This is a genomic window from Brachybacterium sp. FME24 (assembly GCF_014897705.1).
Taxonomy (GTDB): Bacteria; Actinomycetota; Actinomycetes; order Actinomycetales; family Dermabacteraceae; genus Brachybacterium.
The window spans coordinates 141,359-158,915 of sequence record NZ_JABUXV010000001.1; the positions used below are offsets into that span (position 1 = coordinate 141,359).

A 17,557-nucleotide genomic window follows, 5' to 3' on the forward strand; every position below is an offset into this window, starting at 1 on the left:
CTCACGCGGATTCGGCCGACGCGCCGAGCTCGGCCGCGCGGTCGCTGATCGTCCGTGCCAGGGCGATGTCGCGACGGGTGACCCCACCGACGTCGTGACTGGACAACGTGATCTCGACAGCCGGGTAGGTCAACATGATGTCCGGGTGGTGCCCAGCGGCCTCAGCCGCCGCGCCGATCCTGTTCACGAGATCCAGGCCGGTCGCGAAATCTCCGGTGGCGAAACGGGCCGCAAGCGTGTCATCGACGCGGCGCCAATCGGCGAGCGCGGCGTCACTGATCTCGGACGGGGACAGCTTCTGCTTCGGATCTGCCATGGGTCCATCGTGCCTCCGGAAGCAGCCCTGGTCCACCCCTGGTGAGCAGCATGCGGGCACAGAGGCCGGGCAGGAGAGTGCAGGGCCTCCCGTCCGAGTACGCGGTCTGGGCGGAGGTGTCATAGATTGACCGCATGATCCGACGCCTCATTGCCCGTGCGTTCTGGAGGGTGAGCCGGTGGACGCTGACCGTCCAGCCGATGCCGGACCGGCCCACCATTCTCCTGGGCGCCCCGCACACCTCGAACTGGGATTTCGCGTTCATGCTCGCCATCTCCTGGAGCCAGGGCATCCACCTGCGCTGGTTGGGGAAGAGCAGCCTGTTCACCAGCTGGCGAGGCCCCCTCATGCGCGCGATCGGAGGGATTCCCGTCGATCGTGCGGATCCTCGCAGCGTCGTCGATGACGTGGTGCGGCGTGTGCACGCGGGCGAGGTCTTCAGCCTGGTCGTCACTCCCGATGGCACCCGCAACGGGAACACGCACTGGAAGTCCGGTTTTTATCGCATCGCCCGCGCGACCGGGATGCCCGTGACCCTCGGATTCGTCGATCGCACGACGATGACCACCGGGCTCGGTCCGACCTTCGCGCTGACCGGGGATGTCGCGGGCGACATGGACCGTATCCGTGCCTTCTACGCGGACAAGTCAGGCCACAACCCCGACCAGCGCGTCGAGCCCCGGCTCCGCGAGGAGGACAACGAGGACTGAGCACCGGGCGCCCTCGCGGTCACGCTCAGGGCGCTGAACGGCGGCGGGGCCGGTCGGCGCTCGAGCCCGTCACAGCGATCGCTGCGTCCCGGAGGATTCCCGGCGTCAGCCGGCGGTGCACGGCGGACAGCACGCCCCAGGCCGCTGCTGCGAACCGGCGGTCGTAGCGGATCAGGGTTGCCAGCGAGACCGTCGAGCCGTCGTCGCGCACGATCAGGTTCGCGGCAAGGGCCCAGGAATCGGCCTCGAGCCGGATCCAATCCTCGCCCCGCGCGCCGATGCGCCACCCCGCGACGGTGGCGCGCGAGCGCCCGGGGGCCAGGCGCAGCTGCAGGAGACCCTGCCAGATGAACCGCTCGCCGACGTTCGGGAGGTCGCCGAACATCGCACGGCTCCACCGCTCCGGCGTCACGGTGGCACCGCCGACATGGCCGATCGCGAAGTAGTCGGCGTAGTCGACGCGCGTCAGCCCGGCACGGGCGAGCACGGACGGCCCGACTGCGGCCATCCCGACGGCACGTTCGACGTGCGGACCCGCGGCAGTACTGCTGCCCATGTCTGCAACCTCCCCATGTACGGGTGCGTATAGATCGACCGTAGCACCATATGTACGATGCCGTATAGATGGTGTGCGGATGATTGTCGATAGGAGTGATGCATGGCCGGCAGAACGCTCACGCCGCGTGATCGGTGGATCGAGGAAGGGCTCGCGGCATTGGCCGCAGGGGGCCCCGACTCCGTACGCATCGAGGCGATGGCCAAGCGGCTCGGGGTCACCAAGGGCGGGTTCTACGGCTGCTTCCGTGATCGGAACGCCTTGCTGGAAGCCATGTTGGACACCTGGGAGCGTGAAGCGGTCGACGAGGTTCTCGCCGCCGTCGAACGCGATGGCGGGGACCCGAGGACCCGTGCACAGCGGGCCGGGATGCTGACCTTCTCCGACGAGCGACTGCTGCCGCTGGACCTCGCGATTCGTGACTGGTCCCGCCGGGACCAGCGGGCCGCCGACAGGCTGCGCCGGGTCGACGACCGGCGGATGGACCTGCTGCGGGAGACCATGGGGAGTTTCTGCGACGATCCCGACGAGATCGAGGCGCGCAGCCTGCTGGCGTTCACCGCAGCGATCGGCTCCCATCTCCTCGCCGCGGACCACGGGGGTCGCACGCGGCAGCAGGTTCTCTCCCGAGCGGCGGACATCATCCTGCATCGGCCGCCGCTCACCACCGACGCCCCGAGGGCGCAGGACTCGTGACCCTGTCGGTCCCAGCCGGGCTGCAGCAATGCCGATCGCTGGGACCGAACGTGGCTCCCTGCGCGCTCTTCGTGCTCGATACCCTGTGCGGCAGCAGTGACCACGCCGTGGCCGCGTGCGCCCGGTGCCGCCTGCAGCATCCGCCTCGACGGTGCGGCACACTCGTCGTATGGACGACCTGCACGTGCCCTCGGGCCCTGGCGCGCCCCTCGGCCTCCGGGTGCCGGCGGCGGAGCTCGTCGAGCAGTTCTCCCACGCGTCCGGCCCCGGCGGCCAGGGCGTGAACACCACCGATTCCCGGGTACAGCTCGGTCTCGACCTGGCCACGACGACCGCCTTGGACGATGACCAGCGTGAGCGCGTCCTGACCCACCTCAGCGCGAAGCTCTCGGGCACCGTGCTCACGATCAGCGCCGAGGAGCATCGCTCCCAGCGTCGCAACCGGATCGCAGCCCGGGAGCGACTCGCGGCGATCCTGCGAGAAGCTGTGACTCCCCCGGTGGTGCGCCGGCGCACCAAGCCCACCAAGGGTTCGCAGCGTCGGCGGCTGGCCGGTAAGCGCCAGCGCGCAGAGACCAAGCAGAACCGGCGGCGCCCCGGCGTCGACTGAGCGGCGAGACCAATCATGAGCGGATGCAGGCGACCGCGCCCTGACTGACCGGTCGCGGGGACCCGCCCGCGTCGAGCGAAGTGCTCGCGGCGAGCGCACTCAGCGCTGGAAGCGATCCGAGCACGGCGAGCGGAGCACGCGGAGTGAGCAGGATGGGCTCGATAGGCGCCCCGTGGCGATGGCACCGCTGCGGCGGTGGCCGGGTCGCACATCACGTCCGGTGTCGCAGTATTCCGGTTTCTCCAGAGTGTTCCTCGCAGGTCCTCGAAGACTTTCTCGACGCCCCCTCCTTGATTCTTGATGACCGCTGTCGTGGATCACTCTCCTCACTTTCTCCTCAGTGCACATGACGGGCCGCGCGCCCGAGATCCGCCGTGGAAGCCCGGCGAGAGAATCCGCCTCCTCCGGACCTCCGACCCCAGGCCAGGGTCGTCGCGGCGCGGTCTTCACACCTGTCCCGCGCGTGCCCCGAGCACGTCTGCGCGCACGGCCCTGCCTCGCCGACCCTCCTGCGAACACCGGCTGAACATCTCGGGAATCACGTCGTGAAACGTTCACGAACTGGCCATGATCAAATCTGTGAATCTCCTGTGAATTAGCTCTTAGGGTGACCGGAGATGCGACCCCGGCATCTCCCCTTCCCTCGTCCACTCGCCAGGAGAATTCCGTGCCTTTCGCTGTCCCCTCCCACCCCACTCGACGCCACCTCCTCCAGGGCAGTGCGATCGTCGGCGGCGGTCTTCTCGTGCCGTCGGCCGCCTTGGCGGACCCCTCCCCTCGCGGCGGCAGGATCGTCGACCCGTTCACGCTCGGTGTCGCATCCGGTGATCCGCTGCCCGACTCCGTGGTGCTGTGGACCCGCCTCGCCCCGAGCCCGCTCGAGTACAACGGCGGCATGCCCACCCGGAACGTTCCGGTGCGGTGGGAGCTCGCCACCGACGCCGGCTTCAGGACCATCGCCCAGCGCGGAACCGAGACTGCTCTCGCCGACGAAGCCCACACTCTGCACGTCGAGGTGAAGGGGCTCGAACCGCACCGCGAATACTGGTACCGCTTCCGCGTGGGCAAGGAGATCTCCCCCGTCGGCCGCACCCGCACCGCCCCCGCCGCAGGATCCCTCTCCCCGATCTCCTTCGGCATCACCTCCTGCGCCAGTTTCGAGGTCGGCTACTTCACCGCGTACGAGCACATGGCGAAGGAGGACCTCGACGTGGTGTTCTGCCTCGGCGACTACCTGTACGAGTACGCGGCCGGAGCGATGGGTGAGGTGCGCTCGCACGAGGGCAATGAGATGAATACCCTCGATGAGTACCGTCAGCGCCACGCCCATCAGAAGACCGATGTCGATCTGCAGGCGGCGCACGCCGCGGCACCGTGGATCGTCACCTGGGACGACCACGAGGTCGACAACAACTACGCCGACCTCAGCCCGGAGAACTCCGACCCGGCCCAGGGCAACCAGAGCACGGAGTCCTTCGCCGAGCGTCGCACCGCCGCGTACCGCGCCTACTGGGAGCACATGCCACTGCGTCGCTTCCGCAAGCCGGTCGACACGAACCTTCCCCTGTACCGCTCCTTCGACTACGGGGACCTGGCGCGTTTCAGCGTGCTCGACAGCCGCCAGTACCGCGACGACCAGCCCTACGGCGACCGCAGCGACATCAACGGTCCCGATCAGTGGGAGACCGACATGCTCGGCGAGGAGCAGCACGCCTGGTTCGAGAAGAACCTCCTGGAATCCCGGGCCGCCTGGAACATCGTCCCCCAGCAGATCTTCTTCGCGAACATGGACTACAACCCCAATGGTCCGGGTTCCTACAACGACGGCTGGGACGGGTACCAGGCCTCGCGGGACAGGATCCTCGGTCTCGTCGCAGAGCGGCAGATCGAGAATTTCGTGGTGCTCACGGGGGACGTCCACAACCACTACATGAACGACCTCCGCCGGGACTTCGAGGACGACGCCTCGCTGATTCTGGGCAGCGAGGTGGTCGCCACCTCGGTGACCTCGAACGGCGACGGCGCCTCCTACTCCGACGAGCAGGTTGCCGCCTGGCAGAGCGACATGCCGTACATGCATTACCGCCAGAATCGGCGCGGATATGTCACCTGCGAGGTCACTCCGGAGGAGTACCGTGCCGACTTCCATACCCTCGACTACGTGACGCAGAAGGGTTCGCCGCTGACCACGGACGCCTCGTTCGTGATCGAGTCGGGCGTTCCCGGCGCGAACGCCGTCTGAGCGGGGCCGCTTCGAGGCGCGCGCCGGGTTCGCCCCTCCGGGCGGTCCCGGCGCGCGCCGCGTTCGGGGCGTCCTCGAGGACGCCCTCGTTCTCGCGACCCACGGCGTCACCGCCGGGTCGGGTCAGCTCCACGAGAGCCTGCTCGATGCTCGGCGCGCTGATTCCGCCCGAGGCCGCCAGAGACTTCACCGGATCCCCCTCATGATCCTCACCCGGGACAGGACATCACTCGTCGTCGCCGTCCCGCACTCGCGCCACCAGCTGCGTCGGGTTCACGAACCGCAGCGCGATGATCAGCGTCACCAGCATCATCGCCGTGTACAGGAAGGCCATCGCGGAGACCAGGGGCCTGGGCTCGGAGCCGCCCGCCGAGGTCATCGCCCGGAAGATGGAGACCACGAGGGTGTCGGTGCCCGGGCCGGAGACCAGGTACGTGAGCTCGAACATCCCGACGGTTCGCACGAGGACCAGGATCGCGGCGGCGAGGATGCCGGGCACCAGGATCGGGCCCAGGATGCGCAGGAAGACGTGCCGCATCCGCGCCCCGCTCATCCTGGCGGCGTTCTCGATCGCAGGATTGATCTGTTCGATGAACGGGGTCATCGTGATGATGACGAACGGCACCGACGGCACCAGATTCACCAGGATCACGGCCAGCACCGTGCGCCCAAGCCCGAAGTTGTACATCACGGTGGCCAGCGGGATGCCGAAGGTGATCGGCGGGATGATCACCGGGAGCAGGAACAGCGCGGTCACCGCTCGTTTGAACGGGAACTGCCGGCGGGCGAGCGCGTAGGAGGCGGGCACGCCGATGAGGATCGAGAGGGCGACCACGGAGATCGCGACGACCAGCGTCACCAGAATGACGTGGCCGAGCTCGAAGCGGGTCCACGCCTCGGCGTACCAGCTCGCGGTGAACTCCGTCGGCAGCCACTGCGCGTACCAGGCGCGCCCGAAGGAGTCGGTGACGACGCTGACGAGGATCCCCATCAGCAGCACCAGGAAGGCGGCGACCCCTGCCCAGGCGACCCACGTGCTGGGCTGGGCGGAGAGAGCTTTGTCGCCGGGACTCCTGTCGGCTCCGGGATTCTTCACCGGAGGATCGGGGAGGCTCAGCGGCCCGGAGTCGGTGGCGCCCGGGGCGCCCTCCTGCGATCTGCGGTCCACGTTCTGCGTCGTCATCAGCCTTTGCCTCCGGTCGAGCCTTTGTAGAGGAATGAACGTCCCAACAGCACGATCGCGACGACGACGAGCTCCGCCAGGCCCATCATGATCGCCACGGTCGAGGCCATCGGATAGTCGAACTGCTCGCCGAAGAAGCGGTACGCGACCACGGCGAGCACACGCGTGGATCCGCTGGGATCACCGACCAGAGTGGCCGAGGGGAACACGCTGAACGCGAGCACGAACGTGAGGATGAACGTCGTCGCCAACCCCGGGGCCAGCAGCGGGAGGGTGATGCGGAAGAATCTCTGCCCCCAACCGGCTCCCAACGAGCGCGCCGCCCGGTCCAGCGACGGGTCGATCCCTGAGAGGTAGGAGGAGATCAGCAGGAACGCGAAGGGGAACCCCGAGATGATCAGCGACAGCAGCACACCGATGTAGTTGTGCACCAGCTCGAGCGGCTGATCGATGATCCCGAGGTTCAGCAGAGCCTGGTTCAGCCAGCCCTGACGTCCGGCGAAGATCAGCAGCCCCTGTGCGGTCAGCACGGTGCCCAACGTGATCGGCAGGACCAGCAGTGTCGAGATCAGGCGCTTGCCTCGGAACCGATGCTTGAGCTTGATCGCCAGTGGGATGGCAGCCAGCACGTTGAACAGGGCTGCGGGGATCGCCAGCCGCGCCGTCAGCCACACGGATTCGAAGGTGAAGGCGTCCCCGAAGAACCGCACGTAGTTCGCGAGGATCCCGCCTCCCCAGCGGTCGACGGTCTCTTCGGAGGGCTGCAGCGTGAGTCCGAACCCGTAGGCGAAGGGGTAGACGAACAGTGCCAGGATGAACACGATGGCCGGAACCAGGAACAGCAGCTGGGAGTCGATCCCCCGGTCGGCCAGGCGATGTCTCAGGCTCGCACTGCCCCGGGGCGGCTTCGTCCGCGCCGTCGCGGTGGTCATGCCGTCACCACCGCGGCGGGATCCACGGCCGGAATCCCGTCGAGATCATCCTGATAGACGAGCGCACGGGAAGGATCCACCGACAGCAGGACAGTGGCCCCGACCTCGGGGGCCAGGTCTGCGCGCACGTGCAGCACTCTCCCGGCGCTCGTCCTGACCTCGACGGAGTACTCCCGGCCCTGGTACTCGACGATCTCGACCTGGGCCTCGAGGGTGTTGACCGGAGAGGTCGCCGCCAGTGCCGCCGTGTGCACGACGAGGTCGGAGGGTCGCACCGCGATCCGCACCCGGTCACCCGGCATCACGGGGTTCACGGCGGCTCCCAGCAGCGACAGGTCGTCGGCTTCGATCCGCACCCGCCCCTGCCCATCGGGTTCCCCCGCCACCGTGGCATCGATCAGGTTGCGGTATCCCATGAAGTCGGCGACGTGCCAGTTGGCGGGATTGTCGTGCAGCTGTTGCGGCGTGCCGATCTGCTGGACCCTCCCCGCGCGCAGCACCACCAGCCGGTCGGCCAGGGACAGCGCCTCCTCCTGGTCGTGAGTGACGTAGATGGTGGTGAGCCCCAGGGTCTGGTGCAGACGTCGAATCTCGGTGCGCATCTCCAGCCGCAGCTTCGCATCGAGGTTCGACAGCGGCTCGTCCATCAGCACGACGCGCGGTTCGATGACGATCGCGCGGGCGATCGCCACCCGCTGCTGCTGCCCGCCCGAGAGCTGGCCGGGCAGCTTGCCGGCCTGGTCCTCGAGCCGCACCAGGCGCAGCGCGTCGTCGACGCGCCGGGTGGTCTCGCGGCGCGAGACTCCCCGCATCTGCAGACCGAACGCCACGTTCTTCGCGACCGTGAGGTGGGGGAACAGGGCGTAGCTCTGGAACACCATCCCGAAGTCGCGCTTCTCGGGCGGAAGCACGTCGACCCGCTGCTCGCCGACGTAGATCTGCCCGTCGGTCAGCGGCAGCAGTCCCGCCAGGCAGTTCAGGGCGGTCGACTTGCCGCAGCCCGAGGGCCCGAGCAGGGCGATGAACTCCCCGCGCTCAACCGTGAGGTCGAAGCCCTGCAGCGCCGTGGTGCCGCCGAACCGCCTGCCGAGGTTCTCGATGCGGATCGTGTCGAAGTCTTCGGCTGACGTCGTCGTCATCTCGTCGTGCCTCTCTGTGTTCTGGTCATCTCGTCACCGGAAGCTCCGTCGGCTCCGTCGGTCCCATCGGCCCGGTCAGCCCTGGCTGCCGACCTCGCGATCCCAGCGGTCGAAGGCCGCGACCATCTTGTCCGGGTCCAGCGGCGTCTCCTGCGGCGCTGACTCGATGAGCTCGTCGTACCAGTCGCGTCCGAACTCCTCGACGACCTCCTGGCTGGACTCGGGAGCGAGGTCGAGGGTCGCGCCCTCGACGGCCGGCCCGGGGTAGAAGTACCCCTCGTCGTAGGCCATGGCGTTGTACTCCGGGGCGAGGATGCCGTCGAGGAGGGCGAGGATGGCGGAGAGCTTGTCGGGGCTCTGCCCGGTGGGCACCACGGCGTAATGGGCATCGGTCACCCAGGTGAACTCCTCGAAAGCAGCGGCCTCGAACTCGGCGGGCAGCTGGCCGGTGGCGCGCGGGTTGATGTCCCAGCCGGTCGTCGTCGGAATCATGGTCCAGGTGCCGTCAGCCATGTTGGAGATGACCTGGCCGGTGCCGCTGGGGTAGGTGTCGATGTGCGTGCCCAGCTCGATGAGGAACTCCCAGGTCTTCTCCCAACCGTTCTCGGGGTCCTTGGGGTCGCTGTCGCCGAGCATGTAGGGCAGGCCCATCAGGAACGTCCGCCCCGGACCGGAGTTCGCCGGTCGGGCGTAGCCGAACTCGCCGGGGTGCTCTTCGGCCCAGGCCAGCAGCTCCTCCGGGGTGGTGGGCACCTCGTCGACCTTCTCAGGGTTGTACTGCAGAAGGGGGCCGGAAGGGTAGTACGAGAGGACGACGCCGTATCCGGAGGCGAGCTCCTGCATCGCGGCTGCTGCCTCGAGGTAGTTCTCCTGGTTCCCGAGCCGGTCGCCGTAGGACTCGATCAGGGGAATCCACAGCTCCGAGCCGATCCCGGCGGACAGTCCGTCGTTGCCGGTCAGGACGAGGTCGACCTCGAGGCGGCCGCTGTCCACCTGGGGCTTGATCTGACCGACGAGCGACGGCGCGTCCCCGGATTCGAAGCTCACGCCGGAGATGATCTCCGGGTTGTCCTTCGCCCACTTCTCGATCATGGGGCCGAGCTCCTTCTGAGCTCCGGCGACGTCGAAGATCGTCAGCGCGACAGCTTCGGCCGGGGCCTCGGGGACGTCCTCGGCGGGGGCCTCATCCTCGGATCCCCCACCGGATCCCGGTGCGCTGCAGGCCGCGAGGCCGGCCGCGCCGACGGCGGCGAGGCCGACGCTCGCGGTACGTCGGGTGATAGTGCGGTGCGAGGTGGTGCGCATGTCGTGTTCCTCCTGGTGATGTCCCTGTACTGCGATGTGCAGGGAGTGGCTGGGTCAGGCCCCGGGGGTGGGCGGGGCGACGAACGAAGGCGGGCCGGGGGACGCAAGCGGCGTCTCAGATCGCGTCGGCGCGACAGCGGTCGAGTCGCGGACGATCAGCTCGGCCGGAAGGATCTGGGGCGCTGGGGGCGCCTCGAAGCGCATGGCCCCCAGCAGCAGATCGACCGCGGTGCGGCCCATGCGCACCCGGGAGACGTCGACAGTCGTCAGATGCGGGCGGACGTACGTGGCCGCCGCGACGTTGTCGATCCCAGAGACACTCATGTCGGTCGGCACCCTCACCCCGCGCTGGGCAAGACGATCGAGGATGCCCAGGGCCAGCAGATCATTGAAGGCGGCGACCGCCGTGACGCCGCTGGCGATCGCCTGATCTGCGGCGCCATGACCTCCGCTGAGATACGGCTGGAACGATCCGAGATCGATCAGCTCGACACCGCCCTCCCGCTCGGCGAAGTGCTGCACGGCCTCGGCACGTCGATGGTGCGTCCAGGACACGAGCGGACCGCCCGCGTAGCCGATGCGCCGATGGCCGAGCGCGACGAGATGGCGGAGCGAGGAGCTCATGCCCCGCTCCTCGTCGAACAGCACGGAGGGAAGGCCAGTGACCTGACGGTTCGCGACGACCGTGGGCACGCGACCCGAAACGTCGAGAATCGTCTCGTCCGTGCCGCGGGGCGAACAGAGGATCAGCCCGTCCACGCCCGCGGAGACGGTGTCGAGCATCGCTCGCTCGATCATCGTGTCCTCCTCGATGTCACTGACGACGACGAGGAGACCGACGGAGCGGGCCCGCGCCTGGACGCCCTTGGCGATCAGGCCGAAGAAGGGGTTCTCGAGGTCAGGGACTACCAGCGCGATCATCCCGGGACGAGTAGCCGGTGCCGAATCGACGAACGCGGGACGGTATCCGAGCTCCCGGGCGACGGCCTGCACATGCTCACGGGTGTCGGCGGCGACGAGTTCCGGCTTCGACAGCGCGCGGGAGACGGTCGAGATCGACACCTTCGCCACGGCGGCGACCTCACGGATGGTGGGGTTGGCCATGCTTCGTCACCTCCATGCTCCGTCGCATCCCGTCGGCCCGACGCCGATGTGCAGAAACACTGCTCTGTGTTGCAGTGTTGTGTCAATCACAGTGCCCTAAACGTGACCTGGCGTTCGAGACCTTTAGACATATTCGCAGGTCGCAACGATTCCCGCGGATGACCGGAGAAACGTCGACAGGATGAAACATGTTTCATCAGCGCAGCAGGTTGGGCCTCGGAGGCACCCAGTCGTCGCCGAGAGCTCGGCTGGTTCGGCCGAGGTGCGCGCACAGAGGGCGGCGCACGCTGTGATCCCTCGTCGCGTCAGCGGTCCTCGTCCGCGGGCTCCGCACGCCTTCGGCCGGGCGCCCCCTCGGCGACAGGCTCTGCCGCCGGTGGCTCCTCTGCGGTTCCTGGATCCGCGTCCTCTTCGGCGGGGTCATCCATCACCACGCCGCGCCGGATGGAGATCCCGACGGCCACGGCGATCGCGGCCACGGCCCCCGCGGCGATCGCGAACCGCAGGGGGTTCGGTTCGCCGCTGAGCGCGGACATCCCGACCACGGCCGGGGCGATCAGCACGGCGACCAGGTTCATCACCTTGATCAGCGGGTTGATCGCCGGGCCGGCGGTGTCCTTGAACGGATCGCCGACGGTGTCGCCGATGATGGTGGCCTCGTGGGCCGGGGAGCCCTTGCCGCCGTGATGGCCGTCCTCCACGATCTTCTTGGCGTTGTCCCAGGCCCCACCGGAGTTGGCGAGCATGATCGCCATCAGCACGCCGGTGGCGATGGCACCGCCGAGGTAGCCGGCCAGTGCGGGGGCCCCGAGCCCGAAGCCGACGGCGATCGGGGCGGCGACCGCGAGCAGACCCGGGGTGGCCAGCTCGCGCAGCGAGTCCCGGGTGACGATGTCGACGACCCGGCCGTACTCCGGTTTCGCGCTGCCGTCCATGATCCCGGCGATCTCACGGAACTGCCGGCGCACCTCGAGGACCACGGCCCCTGCGGCCCGCCCGACTGCGCTGATCGCGAGCCCGGAGAACAGGAACACCACCGCAGCCCCGGTGATCATCCCCACCAGGGTCTGCGGTGCGAAGACGACGGACTGGTCCAGGAAGTCCTGGTACCGATCCCCGAGCACGCTGCGGATGGCGTCGGTGTAGGAACCGAACAGCGCGGTCGCCGCGAGCACCGCGGTAGCGATCGCGATCCCCTTCGTGATCGCCTTGGTCGTGTTGCCCACCGCATCGAGATCGGTCAGCACCTGAGCGCCTTCGTCCTCGACGTCCCCGGACATCTCGGCGATGCCCTGGGCGTTGTCGGTCACCGGCCCGAAGGTATCCATCGCGACGATCACGCCGACGGTGGTGAGCAGGCCGCAACCGGCCAGGGCGACCGCGAAGAGGCCAGCCACACCGGCGCCGCCGATCAGGAAAGCCGCGAAAACTGCTCCGGCGATCACCAGCGCGGTGAACACCGCGGACTCCAGCCCCAGGGAGAACCCCGAGAGGATCACGGTCGCCGCGCCGGTGCGCGAGGTCTCGGCGACCTGACGGACAGGTCGGTCCTCGGTGCTGGTGTAATACCCGGTCAGGAACAGGATCAGCACGGCGAGCAGGATGCCGATCACCACGGAGACGGAGGCGACCACTCGCGGGTCGTCGACAGCCGCGGTCACCTCGACGATACCGAGCTCGGCGAAGCTGCCCGGCAGGTAGACGAAGGCCGCCACCGTGCACAGCAGGGCGGAGATCACCGCGGAGATCAGGAACGCGCGACGGATCGCCCGCAGGGCGCTCTCCCCGGAGCGCGCCACCGTCAGGTAGATGCCGATCAGGGCCGTGATCACACCGATCGCAGGGACCAGCAGGGGGAAGATCATCCCGGCTTCTCCGAAGGCGGCCTGGCCCAGGATCAGCGCCGCGACCAGCGTCACCGCGTAGGACTCGAACAGGTCCGCGGCCATTCCCGCGCAGTCGCCCACGTTGTCGCCGACGTTGTCGGCGATGGTCGCGGCGTTGCGAGGGTCGTCCTCGGGGATGTTCTGCTCCACCTTTCCCACGAGGTCGGCCCCGACATCGGCGGCCTTGGTGAAGATCCCTCCGCCGACGCGCATGAACATCGCCACGGTCGCTGCCCCGAACCCGAAGCCCTCCAGGACCAGCGGCGCGTCACCGCGGAACAGGAGCACCACCGCCCCGGCGCCCAGCAGGCCGAAGCCGATGGTCGCCATCCCGACGCATGCACCGGTGCGGACGGCGATCTGCATGGCCGGGTCACGCCCCACCGCCCGGGCGGCGGCGGCCACCCGCACGTTCGCCCGCACCGCGAGCCACATCCCCAGGTAACCGATCAGACCGGAGAACGCCGCCCCGACGAGGAACGCCACCGAGCGGGAGCCGCGCAGCAGCATCCCCTCCGCCCCGGTCGCACCGTGCGTGGGCAGGAGCAGCAGCAGGAGGAACGCGATCACCGCGAACACGCCCAGGGTGCGGAACTGCCGGCGCAGATAGGCCGCGGCACCTTCCTGGACCGCGGCGGCGACCGCGTTCATGTTCGCCGTCCCGACCTCGGCCCGGAGGACCTCGGTCCGGAACCGCAGCGCCATCGCGAGCGCCAGCAGGGCGATCACCACGATCACGCCGACGATCGAGAGACTCGCCGCGGACAGCTCTATCGAATCCGGTGTCATCAGGTCCTCCGCACGTCATCGTGGGCCGGGATCTCGTGCACGGCGCGGGGCACTCCTGACAGAGGTCGCGGCCACGCGCGTGTCGGGCACTGTAGTCGGAATCGGCGGCCGGGAATACCCCTGAGGGACACCGCGGGGTGCCGCGCCTCGTCCCGGCGGCGCCCGCACCAAAGGATCTCCACGTGATCCTCCGAGCACGGTCCGGGCCGAAGTCGGCCCGCGAGCCGCCGCCGGCCGCGCCGGAGATCGCTTACCCTGACGGCGTGCCCCCACCGCAGGAAGACCGTCTCCGACTCGAACTGACGCGCCGGGGCAAGCTGGTGCGAACAGGAGTCGCTCTGGTAGCCGTGGTCCTCCTCGTCATCGCCGTGATCGCCGTCGTGCGCGCGCTCGCCATCGCGGGGAACGCGCCGACCGCGGCGACCTCATCGACCACCACGACGGCCGACGGCGCGTCCTCCACCGGACCGTCGGACGCCGGAGACACGGAGCCGGCTGCCGGGACCGGGTCGACGACGGCCGTGGCCGAGACCCCCGCCGCCTCCGACGAGGACGCGGGCGGGCGGTCGACCACGGAGGAGCTCGAGCGCTCCGGCGATGTCGGCGACGGGACCTGGACCCCCGCGAAAGCCACCGAGGGGCCGGTGCCCGAGGCGCAGACCGTGCACACCTACGCGGTGCGGGTCGAGAACGGCATCGACCTCGACGCGGAGGAGGTCGCTGGGGAGATCGAGGCAGTCCTGGCGGACGACCGCGGGTGGACCTCGCTCGAGGACGTCGCCTTCCAGCGGGTCGACTCCGCCGAGGGTGCGGACTTCACGATCTCCCTCGCCTCGCCGCCCTCCGCCGACGAGCTCTGCCTTCCAGCGCGGACCCTAGGCCTGTGGAACTGCCGGGTCGGCGAGGACGTCGTGCTGAACTCCGACCGGTGGACGACCATGACGCCCACCTACGACGACCTCCCGGCGTACCGCGCCTACATGGTCAACCACGAGGTAGGGCACTACCTGGGGCATGACCACGCCTCATGCGGGGGCGAAGGGCAACCGGCCCCGGTGATGCTCCAGCAGTCGATGGGCCTGGACGGGTGCGATCCGAACTCCTGGCCGCTCGCCGACGGTGAACGCTGAGCGCACCACCCGTCGCGCCCGCACCCCTAGCGCGTCGGCCCGCAGCGTTCCGCGGATGCCCGCCCCCGGGGCCCCGGAGCGCCCGCTCGTCTCGGAAGGGATGACCCGGGTGTCACCGGAACCTATCGTCTCGACATCCCGTCAACGGAGCACACCCGCACCACCGCGGAACCTGCCGGGCGTATTCCTGGTAGTCGCGCCCGAACAGGCTGTGGAGCGCACGCTCCTCGGCCGGAATCTGAGTCCTGTCCATCACCGCCACGAACAGGGCGGGGGGGGATTGCGCCGGCCCACGACCGTCGCCCGACGGCGTGGGCGTACCCCAGCGCGCTCGGAGCTGGGCCGGCTTCTGCCTCGTCAGTCGCGAGCCGCGGTGCTACTTCACGTCCTGCCCCATGGTGGAGACCATGGTCGTGGAGGTGACCGGGGCCGTCGCTCCCCCGGTCCGGGAGGACAGGGTGCCGGCGAGCCTGGTGGCCAGCCGAGTCAGGAGGTAGTTGATGACGATGAAGATCAGTGCGGCGACGACGAGGGTCTGGAGGATGTTCGAGTATCCGGACCCGAGCTGGCGTGAGTACTGCAGCAGCTCGTAGAAACCGATCAGGAATCCGAGTGCCGAATCCTTCAGGATGACCACGAACTGGCTCAGCAACGACGGCAGCATGGCGGTGAGCGCCTGCGGGACCTCCACGATCCGCAGGGACTGATTGCGCGTCATGCCGACCGCCGCCGCGGCTTCACGCTGGCCCTTGGGCAACGACTTCACACCCGACCGGATGAGCTCGGCGATCACCGCCCCGTTGTAGACCGTCAGGCCCAGGATGACTGCGAAGTACGCCGAATCCTCCGAGGCGATCAGCCCGGTGGGAGCGACCTGGCGGGAGAGGAAGAAGTACAGGAAGAACATCATCACGAGCACGGGCACCGCGCGGAAGAACTCGACGACGACGGCAGACGCACCGCGGATGATGGCGAACGGTGCCAGCCGGAGGAATCCGAAGACCAGGCCGAAGACCAACGCCGTCACCACGGCGATACCGGAGGACTGCAGAGTGAACTGCAGACCCGGCAGGTAGTAGTTCGTCCACGCATTGCCGTTCAGCGCGTTAGCCCACTGGTTCGGGGCCAGCTGGCCCTGGCGGTTCAACTGCATCAGTACCAGGAAGACGACCGCGAGGACCCCCACGAGGGCCACCAGATTCGCGAGCAGGATCCGGCGCTTGGCGCGCGGGCCGGGGGCATCGAACATGACGTCGGCCTGGGCGCTCATCGTGCCACCGCCAGCTTGTCGGACAGCCAGGTCGTCACGATCCCCATCGGGATGACGAGGATGCAGAAACCGATCGCGATCGTGAGGAAGATGTAGATCATCAGGTCCGGGTTGAACTCGATCATGGTGCTCATCAGGCCGGAGGCTTCCGCCACGGAGGCGGCCGCGGCCACCGTGGTGTTCTTGGTCAGGGCGATCAGCGTGTTGCCCAGAGGGGTGATGGCACCCCGCAGTGCCTGGGGAAGCACCACGATGCGAGCAGCCGGGAGGAACGTCAGTCCGATGGCCCGGGCGGCCTCGACCTGTCCCAGCGGCACAGTGTTGACCCCGGACCGAATCGCCTCGCAGACGAATGACGCGTGGTAGAGGGACAGGGCGATCACGGCGTACGCGAAGAAGTTCAGGTCGAAGTCCCCGAAGAACTCGACCTTCAGCTGCCCCCAGACTGCGAGCACGCCGAGCACCATGATGATCGTCAGCGGCGTATTGCGGACGATGTTGATGTAGGCGGTGCCGATGGTGCGGAAGGAGGTTACCGGGGATATCCGGAAGAGCGCCAGGATCGTCCCCAGGATGAAGGAACCGATGGCAGCGAGGGCCGTCAGCTTGATATTCATCCAGAAGGCACCGAGCACGTCGTACTCGGCGAAGAGTTCAAAGAATCCGTTCATGCGCTTCCTGTCTCGGTGGCCTGCGCCTCAGCGTGCGGCTCGGGCGATGGCCGGTGACGGGCGATGGCGGTGCGCCCTCCCCGCCATCGCCCGGGCGTCGATCCGGCTCAGTCGTCGCAGGACTCGAGCTCGGCCTCGGGGCCGTTGTTGAGCTCTTCGTCAGGGATGTACCCCGTGCCTTCCGTGGCCGTATCCAGAGCCTCCTGCCAGGCGCCCTCATCCTTCATCTTCGTGATGGCCTCGTTGATCGGTTCGCACATGTCCGAACCGGTGGGAATGCCGACGCCGTAGCGCTCGACCGTGAACGGGTTGCCGACGACCTCGAACTTCTCGGAGTTCTCCGGGGTCGCGGCCAGTCCGGCCAGGATGATGTCGTCGGTGGTCACGGCATCTACCTGTCCGGATTCGAGGTACGTCACGCATTCGGCGTAACCGCCCTGCTCGACCAGCTCCACGCCCTCGGAGTAGTCGTCCTTGATGGCCTGGGCGGAGGTCGACCCGGTGACCGAGCAGAGGTTCTTGCCATCCAAGGTCTCGGGGCCGGTGATGTCGGTCTCGCCCGCACGGACCAGCAGGTCCTGGCCGGCGACGAAGTACGGGCCGGCGAAGTCCACTCGCTCGTCCCGCTCCGGGGTGATGGAGTAGGACGCGAGGATCATGTCGACCTCGCCACCCTCTAGGGCGTTCTCGCGGTTCGCCGACGGAGTCTGGACCCATTCGATCTGGTCGTCGGTGTACCCCAGCTCGCCGGCGACATACTTCGCCACCTCGACGTCGAATCCGGTCGGGTCGCCATCACCTTCGCGGAAGCCCAGGCCCGGTTGGTCGTATTTGATGCCGATGCGGACGGAGTCGCCCCCGCCGGCGTCGCTCTCACCGCCTTCGCCTCCTCCGGACTGGGATGGGGAGCAGGCGGTCATGACGAGAACGGCCGAGGCCGCCAGTGCGGCTGCGGAGACTAGCTTCTTGCGCATCGTTCCTCCAGGAGGGATGAGAGGGGTGGGTGGTGGAGCGGGCA

At 68.5% G+C, this 17,557-nt stretch carries 16 protein-coding genes; 5 read left to right on the forward strand and 11 right to left on the reverse strand.

The genetic code is table 11. The features are described from left to right. Position 1: 1 nt before the first annotated feature. Positions 2 to 316 (reverse strand): 4a-hydroxytetrahydrobiopterin dehydratase, encoded by a 315-nt coding sequence (locus INT51_RS00625; RefSeq protein ID WP_193103263.1) that lies wholly within the window; start codon positions 314 to 316, stop codon positions 2 to 4. Between the two features lie 134 nt (positions 317 to 450). Between INT51_RS00625 and INT51_RS00630 the strand changes: the two genes are divergently transcribed. Further along, positions 451 to 1,026: a 1-acyl-sn-glycerol-3-phosphate acyltransferase gene (locus INT51_RS00630; RefSeq protein WP_193103264.1), complete on the forward strand. Its 576-nt coding sequence runs from the start codon at positions 451 to 453 to the stop codon at positions 1,024 to 1,026. A gap of 25 nt (positions 1,027 to 1,051) precedes the next feature. Here INT51_RS00630 and INT51_RS00635 read toward each other — a convergent pair whose 3' ends face one another. Continuing rightward, positions 1,052 to 1,582, reverse strand: coding sequence for a hypothetical protein (locus tag INT51_RS00635; RefSeq protein WP_226831796.1), 531 nt, complete (start codon positions 1,580 to 1,582; stop codon positions 1,052 to 1,054). Positions 1,583 to 1,684: 102 nt separating this feature from the next. Between INT51_RS00635 and INT51_RS00640 the strand changes: the two genes are divergently transcribed. The 3 genes from INT51_RS00640 to INT51_RS00650 all read left to right on the forward strand — a co-directional run bounded on the left by INT51_RS00640 (position 1,685) and on the right by INT51_RS00650 (position 5,130). After that, the gene (locus tag INT51_RS00640; RefSeq protein ID WP_193103265.1) at positions 1,685 to 2,278 is read left to right on the forward strand and encodes a TetR/AcrR family transcriptional regulator; all 594 of its coding nucleotides are present in this window, start codon (positions 1,685 to 1,687) and stop codon (positions 2,276 to 2,278) included. Positions 2,279 to 2,447: 169 nt separating this feature from the next. Continuing rightward, positions 2,448 to 2,888, forward strand: coding sequence for an alternative ribosome rescue aminoacyl-tRNA hydrolase ArfB (gene arfB, locus INT51_RS00645; RefSeq protein ID WP_193103266.1), 441 nt, complete (start codon positions 2,448 to 2,450; stop codon positions 2,886 to 2,888). A gap of 667 nt (positions 2,889 to 3,555) precedes the next feature. Next, entirely contained in the window at positions 3,556 to 5,130 is a 1,575-nt protein-coding gene (locus INT51_RS00650; protein ID WP_193103267.1) for an alkaline phosphatase, read from the forward strand. Positions 5,131 to 5,356: 226 nt separating this feature from the next. Here the strand turns inward: INT51_RS00650 and INT51_RS00655 are convergent, their stop codons facing one another. From INT51_RS00655 to INT51_RS00680, 6 genes are all read right to left on the reverse strand, one after another. Beyond that, positions 5,357 to 6,313: an ABC transporter permease gene (locus tag INT51_RS00655; protein WP_193103268.1), complete on the reverse strand. Its 957-nt coding sequence runs from the start codon at positions 6,311 to 6,313 to the stop codon at positions 5,357 to 5,359. Further along, the gene (locus tag INT51_RS00660) at positions 6,313 to 7,245 is read right to left on the reverse strand and encodes an ABC transporter permease (RefSeq protein WP_193103269.1); all 933 of its coding nucleotides are present in this window, start codon (positions 7,243 to 7,245) and stop codon (positions 6,313 to 6,315) included. Before INT51_RS00660 ends, INT51_RS00655 begins: the two co-directional genes overlap by 1 nt. Beyond that, positions 7,242 to 8,384 carry an ABC transporter ATP-binding protein gene (locus INT51_RS00665; RefSeq protein WP_193103270.1) on the reverse strand — a complete coding sequence of 381 codons (1,143 nt, stop codon included), beginning with the start codon at positions 8,382 to 8,384 and terminating at the stop codon, positions 7,242 to 7,244. The genes INT51_RS00660 and INT51_RS00665 overlap by 4 nt, the downstream gene beginning before the upstream one ends. Positions 8,385 to 8,459: 75 nt before the next feature. Further along, positions 8,460 to 9,689, reverse strand: coding sequence for an extracellular solute-binding protein (locus tag INT51_RS00670; protein WP_193103271.1), 1,230 nt, complete (start codon positions 9,687 to 9,689; stop codon positions 8,460 to 8,462). A gap of 54 nt (positions 9,690 to 9,743) precedes the next feature. Continuing rightward, positions 9,744 to 10,793, reverse strand: a complete 1,050-nt coding sequence (locus INT51_RS00675; protein WP_193103272.1) for a LacI family DNA-binding transcriptional regulator — start codon at positions 10,791 to 10,793, stop codon at positions 9,744 to 9,746. Positions 10,794 to 11,098: 305 nt separating this feature from the next. Next, positions 11,099 to 13,468, reverse strand: a complete 2,370-nt coding sequence (locus tag INT51_RS00680) for a sodium-translocating pyrophosphatase (RefSeq protein WP_193103273.1) — start codon at positions 13,466 to 13,468, stop codon at positions 11,099 to 11,101. Positions 13,469 to 13,731: 263 nt separating this feature from the next. Here INT51_RS00680 and INT51_RS00685 point away from each other — a divergent pair, with 263 nt between their 5' ends. Continuing rightward, positions 13,732 to 14,598, forward strand: coding sequence for a DUF3152 domain-containing protein (locus INT51_RS00685; RefSeq protein ID WP_193103274.1), 867 nt, complete (start codon positions 13,732 to 13,734; stop codon positions 14,596 to 14,598). 376 nt (positions 14,599 to 14,974) lie between these two features. Here INT51_RS00685 and INT51_RS00690 read toward each other — a convergent pair whose 3' ends face one another. The 3 genes from INT51_RS00690 to INT51_RS00700 form a co-directional block, all read right to left on the reverse strand. Continuing rightward, positions 14,975 to 15,868, reverse strand: coding sequence for an amino acid ABC transporter permease (locus tag INT51_RS00690; protein ID WP_193103275.1), 894 nt, complete (start codon positions 15,866 to 15,868; stop codon positions 14,975 to 14,977). Further along, the gene (locus INT51_RS00695) at positions 15,865 to 16,539 is read right to left on the reverse strand and encodes an amino acid ABC transporter permease (RefSeq protein WP_193103276.1); all 675 of its coding nucleotides are present in this window, start codon (positions 16,537 to 16,539) and stop codon (positions 15,865 to 15,867) included. Before INT51_RS00695 ends, INT51_RS00690 begins: the two co-directional genes overlap by 4 nt. Before the next feature lie 107 nt (positions 16,540 to 16,646). After that, complete coding sequence (locus INT51_RS00700; RefSeq protein ID WP_193103277.1) at positions 16,647 to 17,513, reverse strand: glutamate ABC transporter substrate-binding protein; 867 nt, start codon at positions 17,511 to 17,513, stop codon at positions 16,647 to 16,649. Positions 17,514 to 17,557: the final 44 nt, after the last annotated feature.

Bases quoted from the DNA above. Each gene is read 5' to 3' on its own strand.
- INT51_RS00635 (WP_226831796.1), bottom strand. From the start codon at position 1,582: ATGGGCAGCAGTACTGCCGCGGGTCCGCACGTCGAACGTGCCGTCGGG.
- INT51_RS00625 (WP_193103263.1), bottom strand. From the start codon at position 316: ATGGCAGATCCGAAGCAGAAGCTGTCCCCGTCCGAGATCAGTGACGCC.
- INT51_RS00640 (WP_193103265.1), top strand. From the start codon at position 1,685: ATGGCCGGCAGAACGCTCACGCCGCGTGATCGGTGGATCGAGGAAGGG.
- INT51_RS00665 (WP_193103270.1), bottom strand. From the start codon at position 8,384: ATGACGACGACGTCAGCCGAAGACTTCGACACGATCCGCATCGAGAAC.
- INT51_RS00700 (WP_193103277.1), bottom strand. From the start codon at position 17,513: ATGCGCAAGAAGCTAGTCTCCGCAGCCGCACTGGCGGCCTCGGCCGTT.
- INT51_RS00630 (WP_193103264.1), top strand. From the start codon at position 451: ATGATCCGACGCCTCATTGCCCGTGCGTTCTGGAGGGTGAGCCGGTGG.
- INT51_RS00660 (WP_193103269.1), bottom strand. From the start codon at position 7,245: ATGACCACCGCGACGGCGCGGACGAAGCCGCCCCGGGGCAGTGCGAGC.
- INT51_RS00670 (WP_193103271.1), bottom strand. From the start codon at position 9,689: ATGCGCACCACCTCGCACCGCACTATCACCCGACGTACCGCGAGCGTC.
- INT51_RS00680 (WP_193103273.1), bottom strand. From the start codon at position 13,468: ATGACACCGGATTCGATAGAGCTGTCCGCGGCGAGTCTCTCGATCGTC.
- INT51_RS00675 (WP_193103272.1), bottom strand. From the start codon at position 10,793: ATGGCCAACCCCACCATCCGTGAGGTCGCCGCCGTGGCGAAGGTGTCG.
- INT51_RS00690 (WP_193103275.1), bottom strand. From the start codon at position 15,868: ATGAGCGCCCAGGCCGACGTCATGTTCGATGCCCCCGGCCCGCGCGCC.
- INT51_RS00695 (WP_193103276.1), bottom strand. From the start codon at position 16,539: ATGAACGGATTCTTTGAACTCTTCGCCGAGTACGACGTGCTCGGTGCC.
- arfB (WP_193103266.1), top strand. From the start codon at position 2,448: ATGGACGACCTGCACGTGCCCTCGGGCCCTGGCGCGCCCCTCGGCCTC.
- INT51_RS00655 (WP_193103268.1), bottom strand. From the start codon at position 6,313: ATGACGACGCAGAACGTGGACCGCAGATCGCAGGAGGGCGCCCCGGGC.